Origin of the sequence: Microvirga arabica, assembly GCF_016811235.1 — a bacterium.
Classification (GTDB): domain Bacteria; phylum Pseudomonadota; class Alphaproteobacteria; order Rhizobiales; family Beijerinckiaceae; genus Microvirga; species Microvirga arabica.
The window spans coordinates 1-11817 of sequence record NZ_JAFBID010000123.1 but is presented as its reverse complement, the minus strand read 5'-3'; the positions used below and the strand labels follow the sequence as shown (position 1 = coordinate 11817).

The 11817-nt window shown below is 53.0% G+C and carries 8 protein-coding genes and 2 pseudogenes; 7 read left to right on the top strand and 3 right to left on the bottom strand.

Going from position 1 to position 11817, the window contains the following annotated elements:
- Positions 1–192 precede the first annotated feature (192 nt).
- A complete protein-coding gene (locus tag JQC81_RS30665; RefSeq protein ID WP_203275561.1) occupies positions 193–312 on the bottom strand; it encodes a transposase in 120 nt (39 codons plus the stop codon).
- 88 nt (positions 313–400) lie between these two features.
- Here JQC81_RS30665 and JQC81_RS30660 point away from each other — a divergent pair.
- Positions 401–631, top strand: a pseudogene (locus JQC81_RS30660) (integrase core domain-containing protein); the annotation flags it as partial.
- Positions 632–752: 121 nt separating this feature from the next.
- On the opposite strand, the gene JQC81_RS30655 reads toward JQC81_RS30660, so the two are convergent.
- A complete protein-coding gene (locus tag JQC81_RS30655) occupies positions 753–2087 on the bottom strand; it encodes a polysaccharide biosynthesis/export family protein (RefSeq protein WP_203275560.1) in 1335 nt (444 codons plus the stop codon).
- A gap of 606 nt (positions 2088–2693) precedes the next feature.
- Here JQC81_RS30655 and JQC81_RS30650 point away from each other — a divergent pair.
- The 4 genes from JQC81_RS30650 (at position 2694) to rfbF (ending at position 6702) form a co-directional block, all read left to right on the top strand.
- Positions 2694–3803: an NAD-dependent epimerase/dehydratase family protein gene (locus JQC81_RS30650; protein ID WP_203275559.1), complete on the top strand. Its 1110-nt coding sequence runs from the start codon at positions 2694–2696 to the stop codon at positions 3801–3803.
- A gap of 130 nt (positions 3804–3933) precedes the next feature.
- Positions 3934–4551, top strand: coding sequence for a dTDP-4-dehydrorhamnose 3,5-epimerase (rfbC, locus tag JQC81_RS30645; protein ID WP_203275558.1), 618 nt, complete (start codon positions 3934–3936; stop codon positions 4549–4551).
- Positions 4548–5894, top strand: coding sequence for an NAD(P)H-dependent oxidoreductase (locus JQC81_RS30640; RefSeq protein WP_203275557.1), 1347 nt, complete (start codon positions 4548–4550; stop codon positions 5892–5894). The genes rfbC and JQC81_RS30640 overlap by 4 nt, the downstream gene beginning before the upstream one ends.
- Positions 5895–5925: 31 nt before the next feature.
- Positions 5926–6702, top strand: a complete 777-nt coding sequence (rfbF, locus tag JQC81_RS30635) for a glucose-1-phosphate cytidylyltransferase (protein ID WP_203275556.1) — start codon at positions 5926–5928, stop codon at positions 6700–6702.
- A 583-nt stretch (positions 6703–7285) separates the two neighbouring features.
- Here rfbF and JQC81_RS30630 read toward each other — a convergent pair.
- Complete coding sequence (locus JQC81_RS30630) at positions 7286–7783, bottom strand: hypothetical protein (RefSeq protein WP_203275555.1); 498 nt, start codon at positions 7781–7783, stop codon at positions 7286–7288.
- Between the two features lie 835 nt (positions 7784–8618).
- Between JQC81_RS30630 and JQC81_RS30625 the strand changes: the two genes are divergently transcribed.
- On the top strand, positions 8619–10844 hold the full coding sequence (locus tag JQC81_RS30625) for an exopolysaccharide transport family protein (protein ID WP_203275554.1): 2226 nt from the start codon (positions 8619–8621) through the stop codon (positions 10842–10844).
- Positions 10845–10908: 64 nt separating this feature from the next.
- Positions 10909–11817, top strand: a pseudogene (locus JQC81_RS30620) (hypothetical protein); the annotation flags it as partial.

Genomic DNA, 11817 nt, shown 5'->3' with positions numbered 1-11817 from the left:
AAGGCGCTGTTCACGCGACAGCCCTGAGATTAGGCGGCGGCCTGCTGGTTGCGCGGTGCCTTCCAGTTCCAGGGCAGCAGCTCGGCGGGATGCTCCGGCAGTCGTGCCAGAACGTCGGCCAGCCAGGCGCGCGGCTAGGACGGGCGTGATCTCGACCGGCACAAAGGCAGGACCGGTGTCGCCAAGCCGGCCTTAGCGGGCCACCTCGCTGACCTTCACGCCCGGTTGCATCGTCTCTTCCACGATCTGGAGTTTGGCCTGGAGGCTCCAGCGCCACCGGCGCTCCGTGCCGGAACTTCGATCTTCATCGATCTGCCGATCTTAAAGCGAGCCTTAAGGTCAGAACGTCATGCGCAAGCGGCTCTCTCACAAGAGGGCACACACCAAGCGCTTACGTCACGACTTCACGAGCGTATCGAGCAAGAACAGCATCGCCATCACCATAGATGGCAAGGGCGCCTGGCGCGACAACGTCCTTGTTGAGCGGCTCTGGCGCAGCGTCAAATACGAGGAGGTGTATCTGAGGGCCTACGACAGTGTCACGGAGGCCGACACTTCGATTGGTCGGGATCTGACCTTCTACAATGGCCGGAGGCCTCATTCGAGCCTTGACCGCAGGACACCCCATTAGCCCTACTTCAATCCGCTGCCGCAACTTGCGGTGGCCTAACCCCGCAGACGCTCCACTTAGACAACCGAAAACGCTGTTCAAACTAACCGAGCCACTTCAGGGGGTATAACAGCAAACGCTGTCATTGAGCGGATGCCCCCGTCACATTCCCGGACAGATTCACTTTCCGACGAAGCGCCTCTCGAAGTTCACTCTCAGCTGCGACAGCCGAGACGTCCTCGACGCCGCCCAATGCGACATGGACAACATCATTCGGGCTGAGCGAGGTGAAATCAGAGACCGTTGTTTTATGTTCTTGGCCATCAACTTGCCGGACTAACGTGTACACGGGCTTCCAGCTATCCCGCTTCCAACGTTCCGCCGCAAGCATAGGCGCGGTAACCACCGCCTCCTCAAGGAGGCCCGTAGCCGTCCGAAGCTTTGCATTTAAGCTCTCAATGTTCGCCTCAGCTTGTTGAGTTTCGACAAGAAGGCTCCCGCGGGTTTCGTTTTCAAGGCTTACCTCTTTCTGAACAGCCCCGTTGATGCCCTGCTTCGCCCTAAGTATAGCTGTCTCATAATCAAGCAAACGGCCTTCAAGATCTGCGACGACACGTTCCAGAGCAAATTCCCGCGACGATACCGCAAGACCTTTTTCTACTAGGCCATTAACTTTCGACAGTTCTTGCCGCGCAAGCGCAACCTGTTTGATTTGGACCTGAATCTTCTTGTTGAGCGACGATACTTCGGCAGAAAGAAGATCCTTCAGGTTTGTCAATACTTCGCGCTGTGAGCGAAGCGACTCGCGCCGACTCTGCAATATGTCCCTCTCGCTAGCGATCCATTGTTCGGCTTTGGGATCGCCCTCGAGCTCTTTCGGTACTGGAACGTGATCGATGCCGGATAGCTCCGCCTGCAGGCGAGCGTGACGCGCATAGGCCCTTCTAAGGTCATTCTGAGCCGCCTCGACGGAAGCTTGCGTAGTGATACGCTCGCGCTCCAATCGCAGGAGGCCGGTATCAGTGATTCGGCGTTCACCTCCAGCCATGCCAACGGCCTGAAGGACCGTCAAGCCCGGACGAAAGCTGTACTCTCCTGGCTTCTCGACATCACCCACTACATAGACCGGCCGGTACTGCACAATCTGTACTACTGTTGAAGGCTTGTTAGCCATACCGAAGCGCTTCTGCAACGCCTCTGATATAAACTCGGCAACCTGCACAGAGGTGCTGCCCTCCGCTGGAACGTCGCCTACCAAGGGAATTTGCACCGTACCCGATGGTGCAATAACATATTCCCCACCTATTCCGCTCCATTCATGGTACTCATTTTTCCCGGCGCGCCATTCGACGACTTTGACCCGGATCTTATCTTGCACAGTCAACTGATAATCAGCGGCATGACCAATGGTTGGTAAAGTAGTTACTAAGCCGATGGATAAGACGCGAAGCACCCAGGTGGAGCGACCGTAACTCATTGGCCTCATCCCGAGTTTTGATGCTGCACGTTTCAAGCGGGAGAATAGTGCAAGCTTCAACAGATTTGCTGACGTCATGATTTCTTGGATTGTTGGAATTATGGCCACCATTCTCTACGATCCGATCCACTTGCTCCCCAGATGCCATCCTCCTCTGGGTCAAGCTTTGAGAGGCTCGTGAAGAACCGGACTCAACGTACCAGGAGTCTGCAGACGAGGTTTCATCTCATATCGGCCGGAGCTACAGCGCCGCTTCCCAGAGGAGCCCGGAGGACACACTCCTATCGCTTCGCCCAACACACAGTTAAGACTCACCGATCGCCTCATTCTCGCTGTAACGGTCGACCGCGTAAACAGCAATTCCGGATTAGGGTTAGTACCCACCACCAGAGTAAACCCAGCCAGCGACCTTCTATCGCTCGGGCGCGATACCAACATCGGGAAACTCTAATTCACGGAACACAATTTAAGTCAGCCGCAAGCTCATTCACGCGTCCATGCCTCTTTGTTACTAGTTCTTATTTGCCTTGTCTGCGCCTGTGCCGCTCATTGATGAGTTTAGATGATACGGCTTAAAGTAAAGAAACCAAGGGGGGGAAGATAGTGATGAAGATCGTAATTACCGGTAACATGGGTTATGTGGGGTCTGCCGTAATGGCACATCTTCGCTTCGCCTTTCCGGCGGCTACCACCGTGGGGATCGATACCGGCTTATTCGCGCACTGCATAACCCAGGGAGCGACACCCGAGCGCAATATCAATATTCAGGTCTTCAGAGACGTCCGCGACCCAATCGAGGATGTACTCCAAGGAGCAGATATCGTTGTACATCTCGCTGCTGTCTCAAACGACCCGATGGGCATGCGGTTCGAGGAAGTCACACAGCAAGTGAATGAATCAGCGAGCATACGAGTTGCAGAACTCGCCGCGCGAAGCGGTGTTTCCCGCTTCGTCTTTGCCTCAAGTTGCTCGATATACGGTTTCGCGGAAGGCGGAGCACGCTCAGAGGAGGACTCGCTAAATCCATTGACTGCTTACGCCAGATCCAAAGTTGGTGCGGAGGAGGGTCTGCGGGAAGTTGCTGCTAATAGTGACATGACCGTATTTGCCTTGCGCTTCGCCACAGCGTGCGGCTTCTCTGGCCGGACTAGACTTGATCTTGTACTAAATGACCTAGTGGCCTCTGCACTGTCGACCGGACGCATCTCCGTTCTGAGTGATGGAACGCCGTGGCGTCCGCTCATTCACCTGAACGATATGGCACGAGCTATCGAATGGGCAATCATTCATCCTTTGGCTGCTAATGAACCGTTCCTCGCTGTCAACATCGGAAGCGACGAGTGGAACTACCAAGTGGCTGAATTGGCTGAGACTGTTCGGTCCGTCGTCGCTGGAACCAAGATAGAGATCAACAAGGACGCGCCACCTGACAAGCGGTCATACCGGGTTGATTTCTCACGTTATAGGTCGGTCGCACCGAATCATCAGCCACAGGTATCTCTCACTGAGGCAATAACAGACATACGTGATGGGCTCCTCAGTATAGGTTTTAGAGACGCCGACTACCGACACTCGAATCTCATACGCTTCAACGTGCTCGACCAACACCTCAGCGCAGGCAGGCTTCAACGTGACCTTCGGTGGACTGCACATCCAAACTTCCCTCGGAGATCGTCCGTCCCATCTGGTACGACGCCAACCACCAGTGCCGCGTAGCTCAGCTCGCGATAGGCATGTCAGGCGTCTCGTCTGTGTAGTTTCGCGATAGCGCCTGATGAAAGTATCTGTCCGTCCATTCGCATCAGCATGAACCTGTGCCTCTCGCGATAGAATTTGGGTTTGTAAAATGATCTTCCGTGAAACTGGTTTAGATGGCGCTTGGCTCGTCGACCTTGACAGAAGGAGCGACGATCGTGGTTTCTTTGCCCGGATGTTCTGCACGAAAGAGTTTAACGCAGCGGGCCTCGAGACAGACTTTCCTCAAATCAACACTTCCTTGAGCTCAACTGCAGGTACGTTGCGCGGAATGCATTACCAGATACCGCCTGCTGCCGAGGTGAAGGTCGTGAAATGCATTAGCGGCGCTTTGTGGGATTGCATCATAGACCTCAGGCCAACATCGCCAACGTTCCGCAAGTGGTACGGTGCTACGCTGACGGCAGAGAACCGGGTTATGATGTACGTACCCCGTGGGTTCGCTCACGGGTTCATTACATTGAGCGATGAAACGGAAGCTCTCTACTTGGTAAGCGCGCCCTACGCGCCAGGTCATGAGCGGGGCCTGCGCTGGGACGATCCTGCCCTCGGAATCGAATGGCCACGCCGTCCAGCAAAGATCTCCGCGAAAGACGAATCGTGGAGCTTGTTCGATCCCGAGTTGCATGGGGTCGACGCATTCCGAGGTGTTGGGGCGGAGAATATCCAACTCGATCACAGTCCGCTGGCGAGTGGAGTTAGAGCATGATCATTGTTGATAGCGCTATAGAGGCTCGCTTGAGAACTGGGCAGCCCATCATGGTCGGCATGTATGGCGCTGGTTTCATGGCGCGAGGAATGCTGATCAACGTCGAACGCCATATGAGAGTGCTTAGGGTAGCCGCGATTTGCAATCGAAACGTCCAGCGAGCCGTCGCCGCCTTCCAGGACGCCGGCGTTAGCCGTGAGGACATCGTTCGAGTCGCAAGTTCTGCCGAGCTATCTCAAGCACTTCGGATTGGCAAAAGGGTTGTCACCGATGATCCGACGCTCATCGCTAGAGCAACGGCGATTGATGTAGTCTTTGAGACTACCGGTAACGTAGAGTACGGTGCAGGAGTAACACTTGACTGTATTGAGAACGGCAAGGATGTCGTGTCGCTAAATGTCGAGCTCGACGCTACGGTTGGCCAGTTACTACGCGTTAGAGCGGAGGCTCAGGGGGTAATCTTCACAGGAGCCGACGGTGACCAGCCTGGCGTGACCATGAACCTTGTACGGCACATTAAGGCTATGGGCTTGCGCCCACTGGTGTGTGGCAACATCAAAGGATTGCAGGACCGATTTCGTAATCCCGCCACACAGGCTGGTTTCGCGAAGCAGTGGAATCAAACCCCAAGCATGGTTGCGAGCTTTGCTGATGGAACAAAGATGATGGCTGAGCAGGCTGTTGTCGCCAACGCCGTGGGGCTTAAGGTTTCAAAACGCGGGATGATCGGCAGGGAGTTCAACGGTCATGTTGACGCGCTAGTTGACTTCTATGATGTCGACGAGCTGCGTGCCCTTGGTGGTATAGTAGACTATGTTGTTGGCGCAAAGCCGAGTCCAGGCATCTACGTTGTCGCAGAGGCACTTGATGAGAACCAAGCTTTCTACCTAAATCTTGGAAAGCTCGGCAACGGCCCATTATACAGTTTCTATACAGCGTGGCACCTCACAACGCTTGAGTTTGGAATATCGATCGCACGTGCGGTTTTATGCCGGGATGTAATCATTGGCGGCACAAAGCCACCGTCGGTTGACGTCGTAGCGGCAGCAAAGAGAGACCTCCACGCCGGTGAGACAATTGATGGCATAGGTGGCTTCATGACCTATGGACTAGCTGAGAACTACGAAACATCACGTAGCGAAGATTTGCTACCAATGGGACTGGCTCAAGGGTGTCGCCTCAAGGCAGATATCAGACGTGATCAAGTACTCACTTACCATGATGTTGAAGTGCCACTGGACAGCGTCGCGCATAAATTGCGCCGTGAGCAGGATAATCTGTTTCCAGTGGTCAACGGGCAATTGCCGACCATCACGCTTGAGTCTTCCCAAGTGACCGTCTGACTCAGAGGATCTAAGAACAGAGGGCCATGCAATGAAAGTCGTCATTTTTGCAGGTGGGTATGGCAGCAGGCTCGCAGAGGAGACAGTGTTGCGGCCGAAACCAATGGTGGAAATTGGGGGAAGGCCTATCATCTGGCATATTATGAAGATCTACTCACATTATGGTTTCAACGAATTTGTGGTCCTTGCCGGTTACAAAGCAGACTATATCAAGCAATACTTTCTTCAGTTCTCACAGATGAACAGCGATTTTACAGTCGACGTTCGTACCGGGGAAATATTATGGAGCCGCCCGCTATCAGAGGATTGGAAAGTCACTGTACTTGACACTGGCCTCGAGACGATGACCGGCGGGCGTCTGAAACGTGCGCAACACATTATTGGCAAGGAACGATTTCTGCTGACGTACGGCGATGGTGTCTCGAGCGTCAATATTTCCCAAGTTATACGGACTCACGAAGCCAACTCCAATTGGGTAACACTGACAGGAGTCTCTCAGCCTGGACGATACGGAGCTTTGAGGCTCTCTGATGATGGAAAGAAGGTTCGATCGTTCCGCGAGAAGGCGGCTGGAGATGGCGGTTTGATCAACGGAGGTTTCTTCGTTTGCGAGCCTGAGGTCTTCGGGCTAATTGATAATGATGAAACTGTATGGGAGGAGGAGCCTATAGAACGCGTACTCGAACGTAGCAGATTAGGTGTGCACTGGCACAGGGGATATTGGCAAAGCATGGACTCTCTTCGCGACAAGATTGTCTTGGAGAAGGAATGGTCAGGCGGGGCGGCACCATGGAAGGTCTGGGCATAAGCAAAACCGTCTTCTATAGCCGCGCGAAAGCTGTTTATATGGATTGCTTCATACTGTGCAGTTGCTACTGTTAGCAACTGCTTCGTGAGAACAGATGAGGCCCGATCCATTTTTGGGCGGCGCCAGGGTCGTAGAAGCACCAAGGTGAACTGGTGGGGAAGCCATGACACCTCGTTCGTGGGTGACCCTTCAAGCAGTTTAGCGGTGTCGAAAAATTTGTGTTCGAAGGGACGCTTTTGGGAGATCGTAGCCGTTGAGCAAGGTCAGAACCACAATTAGGACGCAGGACATAGGGAGGAGGTCGCGTCCGCGGCAGGGTAGACGCATATACGTGCCTTGACTGACGAACTCGTCCGCAATCCCGTCATCACTGAGATGACATTTTAGAAGCGGAACAAGTAATTCGTTCACATCAACGCTGACAAGAACGTTTGTGTCGAAATGCCACGTCGGATTACTCGATTGGAAGGTGCAAGTCGAATAGTTCTATAGTGTTCTCATTGTTTCTGAAGCGGTTACAAATTTCCCTATTGAACTCCGTAACCTCGTCCATTGTATTCGAGCTGGAACGATCCAGCCTGCTCTATTTCTCACCCCAGTAACTTATCTTTTCGCAGCGACCGTGGGCTAGGTAACTATCGCGCGTATCCTCGAAGTACCTTGCAGCATGGAAGGTTCCATCGGACGACATGTGAAGGTTTCCAGAGTGAGCATAGAAGCTATAAGGGCTGTCGCCATATGCGACCTCTGGCGCCGTAAGAAATGCAGTGACGTAGATCCGGAAACGTTTGTTACACATCTCTCCTTCCAACTTTTCTCTGCTGCACATGACCTTCTCGTCGTTCGCCTTCACCTGCAGAAAAAACTGTCGATCGCCTAGTGCTTCAGCCGTTATCGCTCCAGCATAATAGGGAGCGAGTTTTCGTGCGGGTCCTTTAGCTTCTTTGTACTGTATGCCGACGACCGTCTCTGATACACAAACGTAATTTCCTAATGCAGCGGTGTGATCTTGCGCAGTAGAAGCAGCCGGAGCCAAGAGCCCGCAGACCACTGCTGTCAACATAATCGGCAGTTTCCTCATAGGAGCATCTCTCCACTAATCTAGTGCTGTACCCGAGCGCGGGTCCTTAACTCGATGGCTGATGCGCCTATCGCAATAAAACCAATACTAAAGCTGCAACCTGCTGGTAACGCCATTCTGCGCATACTAGATTCGACTGCAAACTTTCTCAAGTGCCTTTGCCGAGGGTATTCGCCTTGCGTTTACGAGGTACCCCTTTGGTTGCGAGATCCCGGCCGTCTGACTGGTTGACGAAGCTCAGGCCTGCTGGGTTATGATCACGCGCCGACAATTACACAACGTATAACAAGGGAGTATCCGTCTTATCTTGACCGTCCCAGTCGCATGACCTTCCACGTGCGGACGACAGAAGATGGCGGCTCTACAGCAGCGTCGCTGGATTGCACCAAGACTTACGGAAGAATAAACTGGGACTGTGAATGAACTGGCGTCTACTTCGCCGTTCGCCGTCAGCAAATTGTTGTGTTTGTAGTGTTCGGTCAGTTGCAGGATCAATATCGCAGTCTCTGGCTAAACGGCGGGAACACTCCTCGTGATGAGATGAAGGTTGGTGGATAGACCGAAGATGCCGGATAAGACCAAGTATTGCTTCCCTACGTGCACCAGCAGCGGAGTCGAAGCGATCAACAACGTTCCAATTTGGCTCAGCCCGCAACAGTCATTCTCATTGCAAGAGGATCAGCATTCGATACAGCTGAAATTTGGTGCCTCGATGACGCATGAAATCGGTCGTGACGTATGTCGGGGTGTCCTGCTGTGATCCTAAAAGGATATTGCTGCTCTTGGTTCGAAGTCCAATGCTGATCCACATCGATAGGGGTGAAGGTAGATAATCGTGAAACACTATCGCGGCGAAACAAAAACCTCAATCTTGGATGAACCGCAGACGGTCGAGCCCGCGGCCGATCTTTCGAAGATCGGCCGTATCATACGCCGTCAGCTTCCATTCGCGGTCATGGGAGCTGTAGTCGCAATCCTGATTGCAAGCTGTGTGCTGTGGTTACTTGAGCCCTCATATCGTTCGCGGATCCAGATACTGTTAGATCAGGAAAACACTAAACTCGTTGCAAAGATTTCAGGTGAGCAGCAGCCTGCAGACTCCAATGAATACATCGCGACACAGCTCGGCCTTATAAGTTCCGACATCATCGCCCGTCGTGTGATTTACGATCTTGGGTTGACTTACGACAATGAGACAGCGCGTTTAGCAACCGTCGCGAAGGAAGATTCGGAGAGGGTACAACTTTCCCACCCGATGAGAGTAACATCCGAAGATCTAGTCAAAGCTAATATCAGTCCAGCCACAATTAGTGTGCTAATGAATAGCATCTCTGCCTATCAGCTTGGGCGGAGCCTCGTGATTGAGATCGCGGTGAATGATCCAGATCCCCAGCTGGCTCAGCAGCTCGCGAGCGCATATGGCCGCGCTTATTTGACAGATCAGCTGAGTGCGCGCTTTGAGGCTATGCGCAGAGCTGGAATCTGGCTAGAGGACCGCATCAACACCCTAGGTGAGCAATCCCTCAAGGCAAGCGCCGCCGTCGAGAAGTTCCGGGTTGACCAAAATCTGATCTCGAGTAACGGACGCCTAGTTTCAGATCAGCAACTTGGACAATTGTATGAGCAACTCATTACCGTCAAATCGGCTGTCGCGCGAGCTGCCGCCAGGGTTCAAGTATTTGAGGATGCGCTTAGCACCAGCGACGTAAATAAGATCATCAGCTTTGTCGGAATGACGTCGGACGCGCTCCGTAATGCACCAATCCGGTCGTTGGTGGATGAATATGTGGCGGTAACGGCTCGTGCTCGCGACGTGACTCTTGACTGGGGGGATCAAAATGAGCAGGCGAGGGCCCTCTCCGCAGAGGGAAAACGTTTGTCGGGACTCATCACTGATGAAGCGAAGCGTATCCTGGATGGTTATCGGGGGGATTTCCATGTCGCCCAGTCCGAAGAAAAGTCAATCGAATCAGCGATCGCGGCGGCCGCCGGCCAGTCACAGTCTGATATGTCTACACTTGTTATGCTGCGGAATCTTGAGCAGCGCGCAGCATCATATAACTCTTTGTACCAAGATTATCTTGCTCGGTACCAGCAGGCTGTACAACAGCAATCGCTGTCACTCACATCTGGCCGCGTGATATCTCAGCCTGAACTGCCGAGCATACCCGTTTTCCCGAAGGAGAAACTTGTTTTTGCGCTCGCATTGCTTTTAGGAGCAGGTGCAGGCGGAGGACTTGGCTTCATGCGCGAACTTCTGGATAGAACCATTCGCACCGGGTTAGACATTGAAGAGCATGGGGCAAACTTTCTGGGGTATATCGGAAAAGCTCAAGGAACTGAAACTACGGGCCAAAATCGGCTGGGACCTGCGAGTTCCTCTGCTCGGATCGGCACAAATAATACAAAGGGGGACTGCTGGTCCTCTGTACTTCATCGTGCCAAGATTGCACTTGCCCTTTCCGTAAATAGACAAGACAAAGTTGTGGGGGTGATATCGCTTCATCCGAGCCATTCGAGATCCTTGTTTGCGCTTGCCTTCGCGGAGAGCGAAGCCCAGGCAGGCTACAAAGTTCTTCTTATTGAGCGCGATGCAGAGTCTAGCCATCTCAGCGCAACGTTAAAGGAGAGTGGCGTTCCAGTGGTCGAAATAGGCTCTGACTACCGTAAACTCGACTCTGCTTCGGATAGTGATCAGCGTCGAATAGTGTTCATTCCTGCGTCCCGCGAGGAGTGCAGTGAGGGTGCGAGAGAGCCAATTACTGCCGCGCAGCTTAAGGAATGGAGCTCGACTTTCGATCGCATTATCGTTGATCTCCCTCCGGCTGGGCCAGTTTCCGAAGCTCGTGTTCTTGCACCAGCATTCGACGGATATATCTGCCTTGCGGAATGGGGGAAAACGTCACGCCGTCTTCTACAACGTCTCCTTAGCTTCCACGCGGAGTTCAGCAAGGTCGCCGGCGTAGTGATCACTAATGTTGATATGAGAAAGTTGCACTTGTTTGATCCTGAAGCCGCAAACGACGTTCGCAAGGCACGCTTCACGCGAGGAATTTTTTAAAGATCGCCACCAGAACAAGGCTTCACATGCCTTGTAGTCGTCCCTCAGCAAGGACCCTGGTTGAATGACTCTGATACCTCTCCTTCTCTACTGGACTATCGCCTTGTGGGGGCTCACGTCGCGTCGGCCTGTTCTATTGTACCTGTTTTTCGGCAGCTTTCCATTCGGCTCCTTTGCTGTGATCCCACCTAGTGCCATCGGTGGATTAACGATAATACCTACAACCATGACTTTGGTGTTTCTAGTAGTCAAAGTATTCAGCAATGAAAGAAACCTGCTGACAGGTATATCATCGGTACTGGATCCGCGCAGGCTTGGAATCCTGTTTGCGTTTTGGATAGTTGCCGCTGTCACAACACTTTTTATGCCGCGGCTCTTCGCCGGAAGCGTATTGGTCATACCTATGCGCGGGGATGTTTCGGTTGCAACTCCGCTAGCCGCCACTCCGCAGAATATTTCTCAGCTAGCGTACTTAACCTTGTCAATTATCGGGGCTTGTGCCTTCGCGCAGATACTAAAAGCGCCACACATGCGCCAGACAGCTCTTCATGGCTATGCTTTTGGAGCTGCATTGCTGGTTCTAACAGGTCTTCTGGATTTCGCATCGCAGCATGTCCCGATCAAGCCAGTCCTAGATGTCTTCAGGACTGGGACATACTCGTTCCTCGTTGAGGTCGAAGTGCTCGGATCAAAGCGTATTGTCGGCTTAATGCCTGAAGCATCTACTTACGGCAGCACATGTGTTACGATGCTTTGCGTTCTATATTTCTCAAGGCGTGCGCTCCAGAGTGACTATGTGCGGGATATCTATGTTCCTGTTCTGCTCTTGCTTTTGCTTCTGTTCGCGTGGCTTTCAACCTCCTCCGCTGCTTACATAGGGATTGTGCTCTTCCTCTTCGTTGCGACTATCGAGTGGACGGTTCGCTTTGTGGAGACGCATTACAACAAGTTGCGGCGGCGTCATCTTGGTTCG

Excerpts from the sequence above, each read along its gene's own strand:
- JQC81_RS30655 (WP_203275560.1), bottom strand. The coding sequence starts at position 2,087 with ATGAGTTACGGTCGCTCCACCTGGGTGCTTCGCGTCTTATCCATCGGC.
- JQC81_RS30650 (WP_203275559.1), top strand. The coding sequence starts at position 2,694 with ATGAAGATCGTAATTACCGGTAACATGGGTTATGTGGGGTCTGCCGTA.
- rfbC (WP_203275558.1), top strand. The coding sequence starts at position 3,934 with ATGATCTTCCGTGAAACTGGTTTAGATGGCGCTTGGCTCGTCGACCTT.
- JQC81_RS30640 (WP_203275557.1), top strand. The coding sequence starts at position 4,548 with ATGATCATTGTTGATAGCGCTATAGAGGCTCGCTTGAGAACTGGGCAG.
- rfbF (WP_203275556.1), top strand. The coding sequence starts at position 5,926 with ATGAAAGTCGTCATTTTTGCAGGTGGGTATGGCAGCAGGCTCGCAGAG.
- JQC81_RS30630 (WP_203275555.1), bottom strand. The coding sequence starts at position 7,783 with ATGAGGAAACTGCCGATTATGTTGACAGCAGTGGTCTGCGGGCTCTTG.